Source organism: Hydrogenophaga sp. L310, assembly GCF_055703065.1.
Map to the genome: position 1 here is coordinate 676,641 of NZ_JBVPZA010000001.1, position 18,172 is coordinate 694,812.

At 66.3% G+C, this 18,172-nt stretch carries 19 protein-coding genes; 4 read left to right on the forward strand and 15 right to left on the reverse strand.

The annotated features are described in order from the left end of the window. Nucleotides 1-183 precede the first annotated feature (183 nt). Entirely contained in the window at nucleotides 184-816 is a 633-nt protein-coding gene (locus AC0GNO_RS03315; RefSeq protein WP_472902931.1) for a Crp/Fnr family transcriptional regulator, read from the reverse strand. Between the two features lie 16 nt (nucleotides 817-832). On the opposite strand from AC0GNO_RS03315, the gene AC0GNO_RS03320 reads away from it, so the two are divergent. Then, nucleotides 833-1,489 (forward strand): aspartate carbamoyltransferase, encoded by a 657-nt coding sequence (locus AC0GNO_RS03320; RefSeq protein ID WP_472902932.1) that lies wholly within the window; start codon nucleotides 833-835, stop codon nucleotides 1,487-1,489. Nucleotides 1,490-1,496: 7 nt separating this feature from the next. On the opposite strand, the gene AC0GNO_RS03325 is transcribed toward AC0GNO_RS03320, so the two are convergent. Together AC0GNO_RS03325 and AC0GNO_RS03330 are read right to left on the reverse strand one after the other, a co-directional pair. Further along, entirely contained in the window at nucleotides 1,497-2,675 is a 1,179-nt protein-coding gene (locus AC0GNO_RS03325; RefSeq protein ID WP_472902933.1) for a molybdate transporter family protein, read from the reverse strand. Nucleotides 2,676-2,939: 264 nt separating this feature from the next. Further along, nucleotides 2,940-3,383 carry a Cd(II)/Pb(II)-responsive transcriptional regulator gene (locus AC0GNO_RS03330; protein WP_472902934.1) on the reverse strand — a complete coding sequence of 148 codons (444 nt, stop codon included), beginning with the start codon at nucleotides 3,381-3,383 and terminating at the stop codon, nucleotides 2,940-2,942. A 76-nt stretch (nucleotides 3,384-3,459) separates the two neighbouring features. Between AC0GNO_RS03330 and AC0GNO_RS03335 the strand changes: the two genes are divergently transcribed. The 3 genes from AC0GNO_RS03335 to AC0GNO_RS03345 are packed head-to-tail and all read left to right on the forward strand — an operon-like array spanning nucleotide 3,460 to nucleotide 6,108. Beyond that, entirely contained in the window at nucleotides 3,460-4,113 is a 654-nt protein-coding gene (locus AC0GNO_RS03335; RefSeq protein WP_472902935.1) for a cation efflux transmembrane domain-containing protein, read from the forward strand. Next, nucleotides 4,097-5,077, forward strand: a complete 981-nt coding sequence (locus AC0GNO_RS03340) for an ATP-binding cassette domain-containing protein (protein ID WP_472902936.1) — start codon at nucleotides 4,097-4,099, stop codon at nucleotides 5,075-5,077. Before AC0GNO_RS03335 ends, AC0GNO_RS03340 begins: the two co-directional genes overlap by 17 nt. Nucleotides 5,078-5,097: 20 nt before the next feature. Next, nucleotides 5,098-6,108 carry a phosphonate dehydrogenase gene (locus AC0GNO_RS03345; RefSeq protein ID WP_291468171.1) on the forward strand — a complete coding sequence of 337 codons (1,011 nt, stop codon included), beginning with the start codon at nucleotides 5,098-5,100 and terminating at the stop codon, nucleotides 6,106-6,108. A gap of 745 nt (nucleotides 6,109-6,853) precedes the next feature. On the opposite strand, the gene AC0GNO_RS03350 is transcribed toward AC0GNO_RS03345, so the two are convergent. Genes AC0GNO_RS03350 through AC0GNO_RS03405 form a run of 12 tightly spaced genes read right to left on the reverse strand, consistent with a single transcriptional unit; the run spans nucleotide 6,854 to nucleotide 18,029 of the window. Further along, entirely contained in the window at nucleotides 6,854-7,855 is a 1,002-nt protein-coding gene (locus AC0GNO_RS03350) for an XdhC family protein (protein ID WP_291216895.1), read from the reverse strand. Further along, on the reverse strand, nucleotides 7,852-8,919 hold the full coding sequence (locus tag AC0GNO_RS03355) for a hypothetical protein (RefSeq protein ID WP_291216892.1): 1,068 nt from the start codon (nucleotides 8,917-8,919) through the stop codon (nucleotides 7,852-7,854). Before AC0GNO_RS03355 ends, AC0GNO_RS03350 begins: the two co-directional genes overlap by 4 nt. Beyond that, the gene (locus AC0GNO_RS03360; protein WP_291216889.1) at nucleotides 8,912-9,604 is read right to left on the reverse strand and encodes a TIGR02466 family protein; all 693 of its coding nucleotides are present in this window, start codon (nucleotides 9,602-9,604) and stop codon (nucleotides 8,912-8,914) included. The genes AC0GNO_RS03355 and AC0GNO_RS03360 overlap by 8 nt, the downstream gene beginning before the upstream one ends. 13 nt (nucleotides 9,605-9,617) lie before the next feature. Beyond that, the gene (locus AC0GNO_RS03365; protein WP_291216886.1) at nucleotides 9,618-10,298 is read right to left on the reverse strand and encodes a nucleotidyltransferase family protein; all 681 of its coding nucleotides are present in this window, start codon (nucleotides 10,296-10,298) and stop codon (nucleotides 9,618-9,620) included. Nucleotide 10,299: 1 nt separating this feature from the next. Further along, a complete protein-coding gene (locus AC0GNO_RS03370) occupies nucleotides 10,300-11,271 on the reverse strand; it encodes an XdhC family protein (protein WP_472902937.1) in 972 nt (323 codons plus the stop codon). 24 nt (nucleotides 11,272-11,295) lie between these two features. Continuing rightward, entirely contained in the window at nucleotides 11,296-12,486 is a 1,191-nt protein-coding gene (locus AC0GNO_RS03375; protein WP_291216881.1) for a VWA domain-containing protein, read from the reverse strand. Then, nucleotides 12,483-13,415, reverse strand: coding sequence for an AAA family ATPase (locus AC0GNO_RS03380; protein WP_297655408.1), 933 nt, complete (start codon nucleotides 13,413-13,415; stop codon nucleotides 12,483-12,485). The genes AC0GNO_RS03375 and AC0GNO_RS03380 overlap by 4 nt, the downstream gene beginning before the upstream one ends. 2 nt (nucleotides 13,416-13,417) lie before the next feature. Then, nucleotides 13,418-14,074, reverse strand: coding sequence for an SRPBCC family protein (locus AC0GNO_RS03385; RefSeq protein ID WP_291216877.1), 657 nt, complete (start codon nucleotides 14,072-14,074; stop codon nucleotides 13,418-13,420). Between the two features lie 27 nt (nucleotides 14,075-14,101). After that, nucleotides 14,102-14,239, reverse strand: a complete 138-nt coding sequence (locus tag AC0GNO_RS03390; RefSeq protein ID WP_297655411.1) for a hypothetical protein — start codon at nucleotides 14,237-14,239, stop codon at nucleotides 14,102-14,104. Continuing rightward, nucleotides 14,236-16,647 carry an aerobic carbon-monoxide dehydrogenase large subunit gene (locus AC0GNO_RS03395; protein WP_291216874.1) on the reverse strand — a complete coding sequence of 804 codons (2,412 nt, stop codon included), beginning with the start codon at nucleotides 16,645-16,647 and terminating at the stop codon, nucleotides 14,236-14,238. Before AC0GNO_RS03395 ends, AC0GNO_RS03390 begins: the two co-directional genes overlap by 4 nt. 15 nt (nucleotides 16,648-16,662) lie before the next feature. Continuing rightward, the gene (locus AC0GNO_RS03400) at nucleotides 16,663-17,148 is read right to left on the reverse strand and encodes a (2Fe-2S)-binding protein (protein WP_291216871.1); all 486 of its coding nucleotides are present in this window, start codon (nucleotides 17,146-17,148) and stop codon (nucleotides 16,663-16,665) included. Nucleotides 17,149-17,165: 17 nt separating this feature from the next. Next, nucleotides 17,166-18,029 (reverse strand): FAD binding domain-containing protein, encoded by an 864-nt coding sequence (locus AC0GNO_RS03405; RefSeq protein WP_291216868.1) that lies wholly within the window; start codon nucleotides 18,027-18,029, stop codon nucleotides 17,166-17,168. Nucleotides 18,030-18,172: the final 143 nt, after the last annotated feature.

An 18,172-nucleotide genomic window follows, 5' to 3' on the forward strand; every position in this document is an offset into this window, starting at 1 on the left:
GCCATCTGAAGACTGAACTGAGCCATTCGAGGCCCGTGTCACGAATGGCAGCGGCGCTCAACACTGGCCGCTCCAAATTCAGCAATCGCATAACCGCTGTGTCGTCAAGACCAGGTACTCGAAGACAGCGAATCCAGCCACTCCAGGAGCTTGTGTGCGTCGGAAGACGGCTGGCCCCCCTTTTTACAACCGTGAGGCATGTCCAGAGATACGCACCAACTCAAGGCAGCCGGATGCGCGAACGATCACACCACTTTTCTCAAGCGCTGCTACCGCCCGGTAAAGCGCCTCATGGCTTACAGCCAGTTCAGTGGCCAGAGACTTCAGTCCCGATTCGATTGACAGGCATCCATTTACACCCTCGGTCTCAAACATGTGCAGCAACCGTTCACCCACCCCCTTGAGTGACATGCGTTCGCACTGTGCGCGCAGGCGACGCACCTCTGCATTGAGCATGCCGATCCAGCGAAGTGCAAAGGCGCGGTCTGTTGCCAGTTCTGCCTTGAGGGGTTCAATGGGAACGGCGACCGCCCAACCTGCCGATGTCACCACCGCGTCGCAGTGGTAGCTCCCAGACTGCAGACTCGCCTCGGCCACGAAGCCTTGGCGAACCCGCTGCAGCACGACAGGATCACCGCCTTCACCGGTGCGCTCCAGAACAATCTCGCCCCCGACCACGAAGTGCATGTACTTGGGCCGCTGGCGCTGGCGGAACAGCGAATCACCCTTGCGCAGTTCCAAGCCTGACGACGCCGCCATGAGTACGGGCGTGAGGAGCTTGCGCAGCGTGTCAGGTAAGGTGATCGGCAGGCTCATTTGAATGGAGATTCGTATGATTCAAATCATATGCCTTCGTTCGTCGGATACCGACAATCACTTCATTCATCCACACACGCTGAATCGGGATTACGACATGCTCAAGACCACCTTTGCCTCGCTTGCGCTGTTGATGGCAGCGGGAAGTGCGAGTGCACAAACCATGGATCACTCGCGGATGGACCACGGCGCTCACATGGGAACCATGCACTCCGGACAGCGGCAAGCGGACGTGGCGCAGCGGGGGAAGGAGGTCATGCCTTTCAGCTTGGCCGCGACCACCCACGTCTTCACCAAGACGGCGCAAGGCGGCGTTCAACAGGTTGTGGTCAGGAAGCGTGATGACACAGAGCAAGTGAGCCTGACCCGGCTGCATCTGCAAGAGATTCGCGAGCAGTTTCTCAAGGGCGACTTCTCAGGCCCGACGCGCATTCACGGACAGAACATGCCCGGTCTGGCCGAGCTGAAGGCAGCAGCCCCCGGGCAGGTCGCCATCACCTACAAGGACATCGAAGGTGGCGCTGAGCTGAGCTACACGACGGCGAACGCGGCACTGGTTGCAGCGCTTCACCGGTGGTTCAACGCACAGCTTTCAGACCACGGCAAGGACGCGATGGCGGGACATATGGGACATGCGGGCCACTCGGGTCATGGCGAGATGAGGAAGCCCTGACGTAACCTCAAATTCGCATCACATTCGCTCTCAAGCCTGCTTCCAGAACAACGCCCACGATCACACCCACGCCTGCGTTCCACACCGACACGGCGGCCGTGGTGAGCAGCACGGCGCGAGCTTGCTTGTCTCGGGCACTGCCCGCGGTGCCGATGGTGAGCGAGAAGCCGGCCACGAACAGCATGGCGCCCAGGGTGCCGGCGGGCAGCAGGCTCAGCAGGGCGGTGAGCTGACCGCTGGCGAACAAGCCTGAGAGCAGCAGCACGCTGCCCAGAAAGAGGGGCGCGCGGCCGCTGCGGGCGCCGCAAGCCACCTGTGCGGCCATGCCCCCTGCGCCAAAGCACATGGGCGGTGCGCCCAGACTACCGGCCAACAGGTTCATGAGGCCCGTGCCCCGTGCTGCTCGGATTTCGTCCAGCGCCACGGCGGGAAACAGACGACGGGTTTCGGCCACGATGCCAAGAATGGCGTTGCCGAAGGTCAGCGGTATCTGTGCCGCAGCCAGGCCGATGGCAGCGAGCCACACGCCGGGTTGGTCGAACGCTGGCCACTGGATTTCGGGCAAGTGCAGCGCCCATGGTGTGTCGGCCAGCGCTTGCGCAAGTTCGGGCTGACGCCAAGCGCCCACCGCCCAACCAGCTGCCATGAGCACCGGCATGGTGAGCCAGCCACCGCGGCCCAGCAACACCAGCGCCAGTACCACTGAAGCCGCGCCCAGCACCGCGTCTCCTTCGATGCGGCGCAGCCCGGCGACGATGAGCGCGATGCCCAGTCCAAGCACCACGCCGTGAATCACGTCGCGCGACACAAAGCGGGCCAACCAGCGCGCCAAGCCACTCCAGGCGGCTACCAACCAGAATACGCCCGTGATCAGCGAGGCCAGAGCGAGCACGGCAGGCATGTTTTGCCCACCCACCACGGCGCCGGCCAAGGCCGCTGCGCCCACTGCCTTCATGGGTTGGACCGGGAATGGAACGCCAAAGCGCCATCCAACGACGATCATGCTCAACCCAAATGCCAGCAGGATCGAGGTGGGGTGCACACCTGCGACGACGATGAAGCCGACCAAAAAGGGCAGCAACGTGCCCATGTCACCGAGCGCGCCGCCGAGGTCACCACGCCAGGTAGCGCCTGAGAGTTCGTGCTGGGCACGCAGGACTTCGCTGGTTTCGGGGGACGTTTTCATGCGGGAGATTCTGCGTCATTGCACCTGTGCGCCTCCATGTCCAGGATCACTCCGAAGGACAGCATCACTCTCTGCACTGGACATTCGTCTCGCATAGCCCCATCAGCCACAGATGACAAAGGTGGGCGAAGACATACGATATTGTTTCGCTCGCCACCGGTAGCTCCTGATGCAAACTGACCACCGGCCGAGCCTCGCCAGAGGACTGCAACGGGCCCATTGATGCCGTTCAATTATCGAGTCCAAATGACTGGTCATCAGCAGTTAGCGAACGTTGACGTGACTCATTCCTGAATGACAAGCGCATGCCTCGCCGTGCGCCGCCGACACCAGCTCGTTCAGAATGCCGCAGTGCCCTTCGTGCGTGCCTGAGCAGCGCGCCCGCAGCTGCAGCAACTGCCTCTCCAGCGCCCGCATGCTCTTTAGCCTGGCTCGCACGCGGGCCAACTGTTCGTCCACCAGCAGGTCCACGTCGTTGCAATCGGCGCCGGGCTCGTCCACAAAACCCAGCAGCCGGTTCACATCTGCCAGCGGCATGTCCAGCGCGCGGCAGTGGCGGATGAAGGACAGCCGCTCCAGGTGCTCGGCCGCGTAGTCGCGGTAGCCGTTGTCGCGCCGCGCCGGCTCGGGCAGCAGGCCCTGCTTTTCGTAGTAGCGGATGGTTTCCACATCGACGCCCGTGGCCCGGGCCAGTTCCTTGATCTGCATGGCACAGCCCTTTGTTCAAACCAGTGGTTGACACTGTAGCGGCTCCAGGGTTTCCAATGCATTGAAAGGAAAAACCATGTCCGCCCATTGCTGTGACCACGACACCCCCAAAGCCGAGACCCTCGTCAACCTGCCGCGCTACCGCAAGATTCTCTGGATCGCCCTAATCGTCAACGCCGCCATGTTCCTCATCGAGATCGGCGCGGGTGTGCAGGCCGGGTCGCTCTCGCTGCTGGCCGACGCGGTCGACTTCGCGGGCGACGCGCTCAACTACGCTGTGTCGCTCGCCGTGCTGGCCTCGGCGCTGGCCTGGCGGGCGCGTGCGGCCATGCTCAAGGCGGTGAGCATGATGGGCTTTGGCCTCTATGTGCTGGGGGCGGCTGTGTGGTCGGTGTGGCACGGCGGAGTGCCGCAGGCCGTGACCATGGGCGCGGTGGCGTTGCTGGCGCTGCTGGCCAACGTGGCCGTGGCGTGGATGCTCTACGCGTTTCGCGAGGGCGACGCCAACATGCGAAGCGTGTGGCTGTGCTCGCGCAACGACGCCATCGGCAACGTGGCAGTATTCATGGCCGCGCTCGGCGTGTTCGGCACCGGCTCGGGCTGGCCCGATCTGGTGGTGGCCAGCCTGATGGCGGCGCTGGCGCTGCACGGCGGGTGGACGGTGATGCGGCAGGCGCGGGGTGAACTCGGTGATGACAGCGCAAAGGACCACCATGGCCACGTTCACTGACCCACCGTCCGCTCGCTGGTTCGACGAGACAACGCATACCCGATTGATGCAAGAGGCCAAAAAGGCGAGTTCCAGTGAACAAGCCTGGTTGTACCTGGAGGCAGACCATCATGGAAACCTCAGGCAATACCGTTCATCACGAGCCGTGGAACAAAGGCAAGATCGTCGGGCAAAAGGCTCCCTTCAAGGTGAAAGACATCTGGGCCTTGCGAGTACGTCTTCAGATGGAAGGTCGGGTCACACAGCGCTTGCGCCCACCTCGCTGGAGGTACAGCATGGCGGGTTCCTTGTGCTGCTGGGCGCGTCGGGCGCGGGAAAGTCAACGCTGCTGCGCAGCATCAATGGCTTGGTTAGCCCCACAGACGGAGAGGTGTCGGTGGCCGATCTGCCGGGCGGCACCGTCTCAAAACGCAACCTTCTTGAGCATCGGCGCCACTGCGGCATGGTGTTCCAGCAGCACCACCTGATCGGGCGGCAAAGCGTGCTGGCCAATGTGTTGATGGGCAAGCTCGCCACCCGCGGATCTCTGGCGTCGTTGTGGCCTTGGAGCAAGGCTGACAAGCTGGAGGCGCTGGCGGCCATTGACCGCGTAGGCCTGCTTGAGAAAGCCCTAGCACGGGCAGACATGGTGGCCAAGTTCTACGCCGAAGCCATAGAGCACGTGGACCCGAAACCTCTGGAGGCCGCTAAGGCCGCGGGCGCAAGCCGGTTTCAGGTCATCACCCATGCTGTGTTACCGCAGGTTTTGCCCCAGTTGGCGGACATCACCATCTACCGATGGGAATATCACTTTCGCGCATCGGCAGTGATGGGCATCGTGGGTGCGGGCGGCATTGGCTTCGAACTCATGGCAGCTCTGCGCCTGATCAAGTACGACGAGGTCTCCGCCATTTTGCTGTCCATCCTCATATGCGTGCTCGTGGTCGACGGCATTGGGTCGGCGCTTCGCAAACATCTGAAATAGAAAGAGAGAGGAAGGTAATGATGCCGAAAATTGTGGTGACGCAGCCCATCCATGAAGAGGTACTGGCGCGTCTTATGCAGGTTGGTGAAGTGGTGATGAATCCCGGTCCTGAGCCGTGGAGCGAGGCCGAGCTCCACCGTCATCTGAAGGATGCCGACGCAATGATGGCTTTCATGCCTGACCGGGTAGATCAGCGAACCCTGTTGCACGCTCCCAGGCTCAAGACCATCGCTTGCGCCCTGAAGGGGTATGACAACTTTGACCTCAAGGCATGTGCGCAAGCCGGTGTCAGCGTGAGCTTCGTTCCTGACCTGCTCACAGAACCCACGGCAGAACTCGCCATTGGGCTGGCCATCGCCGCCGCGCGCCATGTGCTGGCAGGTGACGTCAGTGTTCGCAAGAGCTACGCAGGATGGCGTCCCCAGCTGTACGGAATGGGGTTGCACGGCTCGATAGTGGCGGTCGTCGGACTTGGCGCCGTTGGGCGGGCCATTGTGGACCGTCTCTGTGGCTTCGGGTGCGCTCAACTGCTGGGCGTGGACCCGCATGGTGATGACGAACGCCTGACCATGGTGAGCCTGGGTGAGGCCCTGTCGCAATCCGACTATGTCATTCTGGCCGTTCCGCTGCTGGACGTAACGCGTCACCTCGTCAATGACACCATGCTTGAAGGTGTTCGGCGGGGGCAGATCCTGGTCAACATTGGGCGAGGCTCGGTTGTGGACGAGGCTGCCGTGGCACGGGCGCTCAAGGACGAGCGCCTGGGTGCCTACGCCGCCGATGTGTACGAGATGGAAGACTGGCTGCTGGCAGACCGTCCACGCCAGATTCATCCGGAACTCTTGCAACACCCCTCCACGGTTTTCACACCCCACATTGGTTCGGCGGTGAAGAAGGTTCGCCGAGCCATCGAGTTGCAGGCTGCTGAAAATTTGCTCGTTGCGTTAAATGGTAATGAGCCGCTTGCACACTACGAGGCATCGCACCGAGCGGCTCATGTGGCAGCTTCGCACTGCTCGGTGCAGCCATGAGGTCACCACACCAGAGAATGCTTTTGGACGTTCTATGGTTCTGGCCGATCTAATTCTTTGAGAAGACCTTGGCTACGTGTTTCGGACCCGCGGGCCAACTGCGGATGCTCTTCGCAATGGTTCCGATAAGCCGTGCCGCCAAGTATCCGGGGTGGGATTCCCCCGGTTTCTCGGACGGTTTTCTGGGATCGTTGCCTACATCAACACCGACCGCAGCGGGTCGGGAGAACCAATTCATCCTTGGTGTGATCAGTTGCTCCTGCTACCTTGCCCGGCTCGCATCAATAGAGTGACCGGTCTGAGCAACAAAGCGGTCGCTTGAGACCCTGCTCGGCCAATGACCAGTTGCGCAACACGCGAACTTTCAGGCGTTAGGTTCGAGTGTCGGAGATCAGCCTTGAAGCGACCTTCGATTTTCCACTTGCGTCATTGCAGCGAGTGCTGCTGGTGGGTGCGCCTAGGTGAGTTCACGCCTTCTGCCTCGAAGCGGCTTTTCGGCGTGGCGACGTACACTGACTCGAACGGCTTCTATAGGAGGGACTGCGGCCACAGGTTTGCGCGACCCGGTCGGCGCCGCCTCACTGTCTGCGCTCCAGGTTCTTTTTCGGGCAGGCTACCAATCCGTAGAGCGTGATCTCTGCTTCCTACGCTCAAAGGATAGGGACAGGTTGTCTATCTGATCAGGGAAGTCCAAAGAACGGGGAATGCTGTTCAAACAACAGGGGCCACCATATGCCAGCTCCACCTAACAGGATTTGCAAATCGTCTGGGACCCCACCCAGTTGCTCAGCGGGCCGCTCAAGTCCATGCCACGCCGCAATGCAGTCATCTCGGCCACGATGCTCATGGCGATTTCGGGAGGCGTGAGGGCCCCGAGGTTCAGCCCCACAGGACCGTGCAGGCGATCGGCTTCTTCTGGGCTAACGTCGAACTCCAGTAGGCGTTCGCGGCGCTTGGCGTTGTTTTGCAGCGAGCCAAGTGCGCCAACGTAAAACGCGGGGGTGCGCAGCGCCTCCATGAGCGCAAGGTCATCGAGCTTGGGGTCGTGGGTGACTGCGACCACGGCGCTGTTGTGGTCCAGGTGCATGGCCAGCACCAGGTCGTCGGGCATCGTGGTGGACAGCGTCACGCCAACCACGGACTCCCAGCCTTCGTGGTATTCCGTGCGCGGCTCGCAGACGGTGACCTGGTAGTCGAGCATGACGGCCATGCTTGCCAGGTAACGCGACAGCTGGCCGCCGCCGATGATGAGCAGGCGTAGGCGCGGACCGTGCACGGTGGTGAGCGTGGCGCCGTCGAAGCCGACGCGGTCACCCTCTAGGGCGGGCTCGTGGCGCACCAGGCCGGTGGCCATGTCGAGCCTGCGCTGCACACGCTTGTGGTTCTGGATGCTGCTCAGCAGTTCGCGCAATTGCGATTGCGGCGAGAGCGGCTCCAGCACGATCTGCACCGTGCCACCGCAGGGCAGGCCGAAGCGGCGCGCCTCCTCGGCCGTCTCGCCGTAGGTGGTGGTTTCGGGCCGGCGCAGTGCCAGATCGCCGCGCGCCACGCGGCCGATCAGGTCGTCTTCGATGCAGCCGCCCGAGACCGATCCAGCCACCTGGCCGTCGTCGCGGATCACCATCAGCGAACCCGGCGGGCGCGGCGCCGAGCCCCAGGTGCGCACCACGGTGCCGAGCACCACGCGGTGGCCACGGCCTTGCCAGTCGAGGGCGGTGCGGATCACGTCGATGTCGATGCTGTTCATGGGGAATCGCTCCGTGCAAGGGGAAGGGGGTGGGGTGGCGTCGGGCGCCAACCGGTCGCGAGCAGCGCGAGAAGGGCAGCGCCGCCGATGAGGCTGTAAGCCAGTTGCTGGGCCCATGGGCCGGTCGTGGGGCTGAGCCAGCCCACGGCGAGCAGCAGCGCCGGTCCACACAAGGACCAACCAGCGACAGCGAGAGGCGAGGGAGGGAACGCTTCGGACCGATGCCGCCCCGCGTGCACCGACCAGGCCAGCGCCAGCAGGCCCATGCCCACCAGCCCATGGGTGGCACCCGTGCCGGCGAGCAACACGCCCGCACCCAATGCCAGCAGCGCGAGCGGCAGGCGCTCGGCCCACGGTGCGCTCAGGTGGCGCGGCACCAGGTCGAGGCGGGTGAGAACTGGCAGCGCCGCCATGGCGCCCAGATGCACCATGACCGCGGTGGCCGGCGACCAGCCTGCGGCGCTGCACCAGGCATTGTTCAGCCACAGCGTGCCCATCATCAGGCCCATCGCCGTGGCCGGCAGGGCGCTGGCAGCGGAGGGAGCGGCGTCTGGCGCGTTGGGCACCGTGGGCGGGCGGCCCAGCGCCGCCGCGAGCAGCAGCACCACCGACGCGGCCCACAGGCTGTGCATCGCTGGCAGTGCGCCGGTGGTGCACAGCGCGGTGAGCGCCGCGGCCAGCAGCGGCGGCCCGCCCGACCAGCTGCGGCGGCACGCGCCGCGCGCCACCGGCACGTCCAGCGAGGCCGACCACGCGGCCCACACGGTGGCGAGCACCAGCAGAGCCACGTGGCCGGTGGCGGCGGGTTGCCATTGGCCCACGAGCAGCGCACCCAGCGCCGTGGTGGCGCCCAGCAGGGGGGCAACCGTTGGCGCGAGCCGCGCGGGCAGGCCGGCCTGGGCGAACAGCAGCCGCAGCGCCCACCACAGCGCCACAGGCAGCACGCCGCTGGCCACCGACCAGCCCAGTCGCTGACCCTGTGCGCCCAGCCACACCCAGCCCATGAGCAGCGCGGTCCAGCGGGCCAGCGCGAGGGCCTCGGGGGGCAAGTGAATCCTAGACATGGCTGTAGCCGTGCAGCTGGTCGGAGCCCGCCACCGCGTGCACGCTGGCATTGAACGAGACGATGATACGGTCGGCTTCGCCGTCGTACGGCATGGCCTGGTGGGGCAGCCACGACGGGAACACCACCAGCTGGCCGGGCACCGGCTCGATGTCGATGTGGGCTGACTGCAGGTAGGCGTTGCCGAAGTCCATGTGGGCGCCGCCCAGGTGGTTGAAGTGTGGGCCGTAGAAGCGCGTCACGCCGTTGGTGGCGCCCAGCAGCGGATGGGCTTGGCGCTGTGTCACTTCGTCAATCTGCACACAGTACACGCCCGACCACGAACAGTTGCCGTGCGTGTGCACGTCGTGGTGGCTACCCCGGTTGGCGATCTGGAACCAGAGGCCGCGCAAGGCGATCTGCAGGCCTGGCGCGGCCTCGGGCCAGGCGCCCTGATTGGCGAGCGCGACGGTCTGGCGCAGGCCATCCACGGTGAATTTCACCAACGCTTCCCATTCGGGGAGCCGGATGCGCTGCAGCAGGTCGTCGCGGCTGGCGTAGAAGGCCGCCGCCGGATCGGCGCGCTCGTCGCTCGCGCGCAGGGCGCGGAACACGCGCACCAGCAGCGGGTTGATGTCGTGTGCCTGCGCGAAGCGATGCACGCCCAGCGGCGTGGACCAGAGCGGGAGCAGCGGATCCGGGGTCATGGACTCAGGTGGCTCAGGCTTCGGTCAGCAGGTCTTTGGGCCACAGGAGCCGGTGACCGGTGCGGGCGGCCAGGGCCTCGATGTCCTCCGGGATGTCCACGTCGGTGCGGTAGCGCTGGTTGCTGCTGGCCCAGCGGTGCACGGCCTGCGGGTTCGCCGACTGCCACTGCCTGCAGCCGACGCTGGCTAGGCCCGCAAGGATCTGCTCTCGCACGCTCTGGCTCAACATCACCGGGTTGCCCGGCAGGCCGTCCACCGTGGGCTGGACCACTTCGGTGCCTTCGGGCCGCTTCTTGTACGCACCGATCAGGTCGTTGATGTCTTGCGAGTTGATCAGCGGCTGGTCGGCCAGCGCGACCAGCACACTGTCGATCTTGCCGGTCAGCGCCTGCAGGCCCAGCCGCAGCGACGATACCTGGCCCGCGTCCGGGTCCAGGTTGCGCACCAGCGTGACCGGGAAGTCGCGCACCTCGGGTTCGATGCGCTCGGCGTGGTGCCCCAGCACCACCACCAGCTCGTCCACGCCCGCGCCCGAGAGCGCGATCAGCTGGCGCCGGATCAGCGGAACGCCGCCCAGCTCCAGCAGGCACTTGGGTTTGTTACCCATGCGCGAGGCCGAACCGGCCGCGAGCAGCACCGCGCCCACCACCACGCGGCTGTACAGACCGCCGCCGCCCTTCAGGATGCATCCCACGTCAGCTACCTCCACAACAAGACTTCGTGGCCACCACCGGCGGGGCCGCTTCGCTGACCGATTCTGCTTCCGCAGGCTTGGCCGCACCGCCGCCGCAGCAGCTGCCCATTTCCATGGGTGGCAGATCGAGCTTGAACTTCGGCGCCGGCTTCGCTGCCTCTGGGGTGGCGGCGGCACGCGCAGGCCGACCGCGCCGCGCCGCGACCACGGTCGCCAGCACCGCCAGCGCGATCTCTTCCGGCGTCTGCGCGCCGATGGGCTCGCCCGCGGGGGCCACGATGGCGGCCACCTGCGCCGGGTCTTCGCCCGCGCTGATCAGGCTCTGGCGCAGCACGTTGGCCTTGCGTTCGCTGGCCACGAACCACAGCGTCGGCGGCTTCAGCGCCAGCGCGGCCCTGAGGGCCTGCAGGTCGCGCCGTCCCTGGGTGGCCACCACCACCAAGCCGCCGTCCGGCAGGGCCTGCACGACCGCGTCGGCGCTGTCGCTGCCGATCACACGCGCCGCGTCGGGGAAGTCGCCAGCCTGCGCGCCCTCGGCCACCAGCACCGTCTGCAGGCCGATGCGCGGCGCCAGCCCGGTCAGCGCGCGCGCCACCGGCGAGTCGCCGAACACCACCAGCTGAGGGGCCGGCAGCACCGGGTCGATGAACAGCTCCAGCGTGCCACCCGAGTGGCAGGCCATACCGAACTCCAGCACGTCACCCAGCGTGCGCTCGGCGGTCTCGTCGGTGGGCGCAATGCGGATGCTCTGCGGCTGGCCGCTGGCCAGGGCCTGGCGCACGGTCTTGACCACCGCCGGTTGCGCGCAGCCGCCGCCGATCCAGCCGTGGATCTGGCCGTCGGCGGTGACCAGTGCCTTGTCGCCCGCCTTGGCTGAGGTGGGCGCCTGCGCGCGCAGCACGGTCACGAGTGCAAACGCGCGGTCTTCGGCCTGCAGCCGGGCGGCGTCGGCGATCCATTGGTTGCGGTTCATGGCGTGTCTCCTGTGGGTGTGTTTCTAGTGCAGCACCGGCCGCGCCGCAACCAGGTCGGCGAGGCTGGCCAGCGGCACGAAGCGGTGGATGTGTTCGCGGGCGTTCCGAACCGCGGCCGCGGCGGGCGCCTGGCGCGTGGGGTGGAACCAGGTGATGCGCGCGCCGTGGCCACGCAGGGCGCGCAGCGCGTCGGCCAGGTGTTCGGGTGCGTCGGTGTCGAAGCCGTCGGACATCACCCACACGCGCGCGCCGCGCCGCAGCTGGGCGCGGGCGTGCACACGGGCGAAGTCCTGCAGGCTGGCGGCGATGCGGGTGCCGGCGCCGAAACCGGCGGTCACGGCGTTGATCTTTTCTTGCACCGTGGCCGAGTCGCGCTGCATCAGCGGCGTGACCTCGGCCAGCCGGGTGTGGAACACGAACACGCGGGCCTGGGCCTCCAGCGCGAAGGCGCGTGCGATGCGCAGGAACAGCGCGGCATGGCTCTCCATCGAGCGGCTCACGTCGGCCAATATGAACAGGCGCGGTGGCTCCACGCGCTTGACCTGCCAGGCCGGCGCCAGCGGCTCGCCGCCCCAGGCCACGCTGCGGCGCAGGGTCTGGCGCAGGTCCAGCCGCTGGCCGGGGTGGGCGTTGCGCCAGCGGCGTGTCGGCAGTGGTCGCAGCTGCGCAGTGATCTGGCGCGCCAGGCGCTGCAGGGCGCCCAGCTCTTGCGGCAGCCACATCTGGCCGTCGCGCTGGTGCAGGGCTTCCAGCTGGGGCTCGCTGCGGCTGGCGCCGCCCATGGCACGCGGCGTGCCGGCCTCGCTGTCGCCCGCGCCCGCGTGTGGCGCATCGGCGGCGGTCTGGGGTGCGGCTTTGGCGGCGGTGGGCGGTGGCTGCGCGGCGTGGTCCATCTGCTCGTGCATCTGCTGCACGGCCTGGCGCAGGTCGCGCTGTGGTCGCGTCTGCCCACTCACGCGCACCTGGCCTCGCAGGCGCTCGGGGTGCCAGTAGCGGGCAAAGAGGTCGGGCCAGAGCCGCCATTCGCGTGCGCTGTGGCAGGCGATGGCGCGCCAGGCCGCGTTCAGGCGCGGGCCGTTCGGTCCACCCAGCACCATTGCCGCCTGCAGCATGGCCTGCTGCTCGGCCACGCCCACGCTCAGCCCGTGGTCGCGCAGCAGTGCCGCGAAACCGGCGAGGGTTTCGCTGGGGGCAAGCGCGGGCGTGGTGTTCATGAGGCGGCCGCGTTGGCCGGGGCTTTTTCGGCCACGCCCACCGTGCGCCGGCCCTCGATCAGTTGGCGCGCGCGATCGGCGCCGAGGCCGAAGCGGTCTTCCCGCGTCTTGAGCAGGCAGCCCAGCGTGGTCAGCAGCACCGCCATGTCCTCGGGCAGCGTGTGGTGGTGCATGCGGTGCAGCGCGTTGACCCAGTCCAGCGTCTCGGCGATACCGGGGATCTTGGACAAATCTTCATTGCGCAGCCGCTGCACGAACTGCACCGCTTCTTCGACCAGCCGGGTGTCGGCCTCGGGCAGGGCGGTTTTCACGATGGCGATCTCGCGCGCCAGCGTGGGGTAGTCGAGGTGGTGGTACAGGCAGCGGCGACGCAGCGCGTCCGAGAGTTCGCGCGTGCCGTTGCTGGTGAGGATGACGCGCGGGATGTGAAGCGCGCGCAGCGTACCGATCTCGGGCACGGTGATCTGGTAGTCGGCCAGCACTTCGAGCAGGAAGGCCTCGAAGGCCTCGTCGGCGCGGTCGATCTCGTCGATCAGCAGCACGCAGGGGCCGTCCTGGCTGATGGCCTTGAGCAGCGGGCGCTCCAGCAGGAACTCGCGGCTGAACACGTCGGCCTCTTTCACCGTGCCGGGCTGGCCGTCGTGCAGGCGGATCGCCATCAGCTGTCGACCATAGTTCCACTCGTAGGCCGCCTGCGCCAGATCCAGGCCCTCGAAACACTGCAGGCGCACGAGCACCGCGCCCTGGGCCTCGGCGAGTGCCGTGGCCAGCGCTGTCTTGCCCACGCCCGCGTCGCCTTCCAGCAGCAAGGGCCGCTGCAACTCGCCCGCTAACCACACCGTGGTGGCGAGGTCGGCGTCAGCGAGGTAACCCACCTGCTGCAGCTGCTCGCGCAGCTGGCGGTCACCCGGTGCAGCCGGCGTTTGCATGCTCAAGCCTTCTTGCCAAAGAGACCCTGCCACCAGTTTTTGATGAGCGCCCAAACGATGGCCAGTCCGTTGATCTCCTGCGCCACCGGCGGGGCGGGACGGGGTGGCGCCGCGGCCACCGTGAGGGGCGTGGCTTGTTCGGGAGCGCCACCGAACGCCACCGCAGCGTCCTCGGCGATCTCCACCGAGGCCGGCGCGGGCAGCGCCAGCGCCGCCTGGCGGAAGTTCTCGACGAACTGCACCAGGATCATCTCGGACACCTGCACCATCATGCGGCCGCCGAACTGAGCGAACTTGCCGTTGACGATGACCGAGGCGTCGCCGTGCAGCACGCTGTGCGCCGGGTTGGCCGGGTCGGCTTCGATCACCGCGATCAGGTCCATCGAGGCGGACGAACCGCCCTTGTCGGCGCCCTTGCCGCGCAGCACCATCTTGCGGTCGGCCTCGCTTTGTTCCAGCACGTCCACCGTGCCGCCGAACTGGGCCACCGCCGGGCCCACCTTCACCTTCACGCCGCCCTTGTACGAGGTGTCGGACAGCTGCTCGGTGAGCTCTGCACCGGGCATGCAGCCGGCCACCGCCTTGAGGTCGGCGAGGATGGCCCAGGCGCGGGCCGGGTCCACGTCGAGGGGGTAGCGTTTGTCGAGTTTGACTTCCATGTCGGAGTACCTATGTTGAATCAGGAATCAGTGGATCGCCACACCGGAGCTCGAGACGCAGCGCCTGAGCACGCGCCAGCCCAGGGCGCCGTGGATCGGGCTTTGCCCGGCCGCCAGCGCCGCCCCCTTGAGGGGGTCGCGCGCAGCGCGGCGGGGGTGGTTCACAGATTCAAACCTCTTGCCTTGAGTTCTTTCCACACCCGGAACGCGTTGTGCGGCATGTCCATGTGCGTCATGCCCTGGTGCGAAAACGCATCCACGATGGCCGAGGTGAAGGTCGGAATGCTCCCCACGTGCGGCGACTCGGCCACGCCCTTGGCACCCAGCGGATGGTGTGGCGAGGGCGTCACCGTGTGGTCGGTTTCCCAGTGCGGCGTTTCCACGAAGGTGGGCAGGAAGTAGTCCATCAGCGTGTTGCCGAGCAGGTTGCCCTGCGCGTCGAACGGCATCTGCTGGCCCATGGCCACCGCGAAACCTTCGGTCAGGCCGCCGTGGATCTGGCCCTCGATGATCATCGGGTTGATGCGGGTGCCGCAGTCGTCGAGCGCGTAGAAGCGGCGGACCTTGGTCTCGCCGGTGGCTCGGTCGATGTCGACCACGCAGAGGTAGATGCCGAACGGGAAGGTGAAGTTCGGCGGGTCGTAGTAGTGCACTGCTTCCAGGCCAGGCTCCAGCCCGGCGGGCGGCTGGTGGTAGGCCTGCCAGGCCACGTCGGCCATGGTCTTGAACTTGCTGTCGTCGCCCTTGACCTTGAAGCGGTCCACTTCCCAGTCGAGGTCGTTCTCGTTCACCTCCAGCATGTGGGCCGCGATCTTGCGCGCCTTCGCGTGGATCTTGCGCGCGGCCAGTGCGATGGCGGCGCCGGCCACCGGCGTGGAGCGTGAGCCGTAGGTGCCCAGGCCGTAGGGCGCGGTACTGGTGTCGCCTTCTTCGACCTGGATCACCTCGCTGGGAATGCCAAGCTCGGTGGCGATGATCTGCGCGTAGGTGGTCTGGTGACCCTGGCCCTGCGTGATCGTGCCCATGCGGGCGATGGCCGAGCCGGTCGGGTGGATGCGGATCTCGCAGGAGTCGAACATGCCCACGCCCAGGATGTCGCACATCTTGCTCGGGCCCGCGCCCACCACCTCGGTGAAGGTGACGAGGCCGATGCCCATCAGCGTGGGGCTGTTCGGGTCGGCGCGCTTGGCGGCCTGCTCTGCGCGCAGGCCCTTGTAGTCCACGGCCGCCAGCACCTTGTCGAGCGCGGTCTGGTAGTCGCCGCTGTCGAACTCAAATCCGAAGGCGCTGGTGTAGGGGAACTGCTCTTTCTTGATGAAGTTCTTGGCGCGGATCTCGGCCTTGTCCATGTTCAGCTTCTGCGCCAGCACATCGACCATGCGCTCGACCAGGTAGACCGCTTCCGTCACGCGGAAGCTGCAGCGGTAGGCCACGCCACCGGGCGCCTTGTTGGTGTAGACACCCTTGACCGAACAGTGCGCGGCCGGGATGTCGTAGCTGCCGGAGACGATGTGGAACATGCCGGCCGGGAACTTGGTCGGATCGGCGCAGGCGTCGAACGCGCCGTGGTCGGCCACCACGTTCACGCGCAGGCCGGTGATCTTGCCGTCGGCGGTGGCGGCGATCTCGCCGTCCATGTGGTAGTCGCGGGCAAAGGCGGTGGACGAGATGTTTTCGATGCGGTCCTCGACCCATTTCACCGGACGGCCGAGCACGATGCTGGAGACGATCGCGCACACATAGCCGGGGTAGATGCCGACCTTGTTGCCGAAGCCGCCGCCGATGTCGGGGCTGACGATGCGCACCTTGCTCTCCGGAATGCCCGAGAGCATGGACACCACCGTGCGCACCACGTGCGGCGCCTGCGAGGTGATGTAGGTGGTGAGCTCACCCTTGATCGGGTCGAAGCTGGCCACGCAGCCGCAGGTTTCCAGCGGGCAGGGGTGCACGCGCGGGTAGTACATGTGCTGGCTCACCTTGACCGCCGCGTTGTCGAACGCCGCGTCGGCCGCGGCCTTGTCGCCCGCGTCCCAGGTGAAGATGTGGTTGTGGTGCTCGCGCGGGCCGTGCGCGCCGCTGGTCTTGCCGGCCAAGTCTTCGCGCAGCACCGGGGCGTCGGGCAACAGCGCGGCGTAGGGGTCGAGCACCACAGGCAGCTCGTCGTATTCGACCTCCACGGCCTCCACCGCGTCGGCGGCGATGTAGCGGTCGTCGGCGATCACGATGGCCACTTCCTGCATCTGGAAGTGCACCTTTTCGTCGGCCAGCACGGCGGCCACGTCGCCCGCGAGTGTGGGCATCCAGTGCAGCTTGAGTGGCTTCAGGTCGTCGGCGGTGAGCACGGCGTGCACACCGGGGATCGCCAGGGCTTTCTCTTTGTTGATCCTGACGATGCGTCCGTGGGCGATCGGTGAGCGCACGATGTCCATGTGCAGCATGCCCGCCATCTTGATGTCGTCGACGTAGTTGCCCTTGCCCTGGATGAATCGGGCGTCTTCCTTGCGCAGGCGCGAGACGCCCATGCCAGCCAGGGCGAGTTCACGGGCTTCGGCGGTTTGTACCGGTGCATTCATGTGGGGTTCTCCTGATCAGGCCGTGACGGGTTCTTGCAGCTTCTTGGCGGCGTATTGCACCGCCTTGACGATGTTCTGGTAACCCGTGCAGCGGCACAGGTTGCCGGCCATGCCGTGGCGGATCTCTTCTTCGTTGGGGTTGGGGTTTTCCTGCAGGAAGCGGTAGGCGCGCATCAGCATGCCGGGAGTGCAGAAGCCGCACTGCAGACCGTGCTCTTTGTAAAAGCCTTCCTGCACGGCGTGCAGCACGCCCTTGTTGGCCAGGCCTTCCACCGTCAGCACTTCGGAGCCGTTGCACTGCACCGCCAGGTGGGTGCAGCTCTTGACGGACTGGCCGTCGATGTCGACCGTGCAGGCGCCGCAGTGACTGGTTTCGCAGCCGATGTGGGCGCCGGTGAGGTTGAGTTCTTCGCGCAGGAAGTGGATCAGCAGGGTGCGCGGCTCGACCGCTTTTTCCTGCGCCTTGCCGTTGACGTGGACGGTGATGAGTTTTTTGGCCATGGGGTTGTCTCCTGTGTTTATGCGCAACGGGCCCAGGCCTTGGCCAGGGCGCGCTTGACCATTTCGCCGGCCATGGCGGTCTTGTATTCGATGTCGCCGCGCAGGTCTTCGGCGGGGTCGCAGATGGCGGTGGCCTCGTCTGCGGCGGCCTGCAGCGTGGCGGCGTTGACCGGCTGGCCGAGCAAGACGGCTTCGGCGGCCTCGGCGCGCAGCGCGGTGGGAGCCACGTTGGTCAGCGCGATGCGCACGTGGCTCACGGTGTTGCCGCTCTTGCGCATGACCACCGCACAGCCGGCCGTGGCCCAGTCGCCGGTCTTGCGCTTGAGTTTTTCGTAAGCGTATCCCGTGCCCTGCGCGAAGGCCGGGGCGTGGATCTCGCACATGACCTCGTTCTCTTCCAGCAGCGTCATGTAGGTGCCGAGGAAAAAGCCGTCGGCGGGCACGGTGCGGCGGCCGCTCGGGCCTTCGAGCACGAAGGACGCTTCGATGGCGATGGAGAGGGCGGGGTGGTCGTTGCCCGGATCGCCGTGGGCGATGTCGCCGCCGATGGTGCCGCGGTTGCGCACCTGCGGGTCGGCGATCAGCTTGGCGGCCTCGGCCAGCAGCGGCAGCTTGGCCTGGATCACTGGGGAATTGATCAGCTCGTTCTCCGTGGTCATGGCGCCGATCACCACGGTGCCGCCGGCTTCGCGGATGCCGCGCAGTTCGGGGATGCGGTTGATGTCGATCAGGTGCGCCGGTTCGGCAAAGCGCAGCTTCATCATGGGCAGCAGGCTGTGGCCGCCGGCCAGCAACTTGGCCTCGGAGCCGAGCTGGCCCAGCAGGGCCACGGCCTCGCCGACCGACTTGGGCGCGTGGTACTCGAAACGCGGTGGAATCATGCTTGTCTCCTCTTGATGGGGTGGCGCGATTGACATTTGTCAACGACAACCCAGTCTGGGGGAGAACCGTATCCCGACAACAAAGTCGGGTTACTAACTCATCGGTTCACAAAATGACTTGTTTTCCGCTCGAACCGCACGCT